The organism is Aeromonas sp. ZOR0002, assembly GCF_963866995.1.
In the GTDB taxonomy this organism is placed as follows: domain Bacteria; phylum Pseudomonadota; class Gammaproteobacteria; order Enterobacterales; family Aeromonadaceae; genus Aeromonas; species Aeromonas caviae.
In genome coordinates this window covers 1-382 of sequence record NZ_CAWMFQ010000289.1, presented here as the reverse complement: position 1 = coordinate 382, position 382 = coordinate 1, and the positions used below count along the sequence as shown (strand labels likewise).

Below are 382 nucleotides of genomic sequence, written 5' to 3'. Positions count from 1 at the left end.
GCGCGCCGCCAGGCTCCCCCTGCCGAGCGCGGTTGAGGAGGGGGGATCGCAGGCGCAGCAGGTGCCGCTCAAGATGCTGGAGCGGGGCATCTCATTGCTCATCGAGGGGGAGACCGGCAGCGGCAAGGAGCACCTGGTGCGCACCCTGCACGCCAGATCGAGCCGTCGGGAGCGGCCTCTGGTGTGCGTCAACTGCGGCGCCCTGCCGGCGGAGCTGGTGGAGGCCGAGCTGTTCGGCTACGTGGGGGGGGCTTTCAGCGGTGCCCGCAGCCAGGGCAGCCAGGGCTATCTGCGCGCCGCCCACGGCGGCATCCTGATGCTGGATGAAGTTGGCGAGCTGCCGGCTGGTCGCAAACCTCCTGGCAAGGGGAGGTGAAAAACC

The 382-nt window shown here is 70.4% G+C and carries 1 pseudogene; it reads left to right on the top strand.

What is annotated here, in order from left to right:
• A pseudogene (locus AACR77_RS15585) lies at positions 1–343 on the top strand (sigma 54-interacting transcriptional regulator); the annotation flags it as partial.
• Between the last annotated feature and the right edge of the window lie 39 nt (positions 344–382).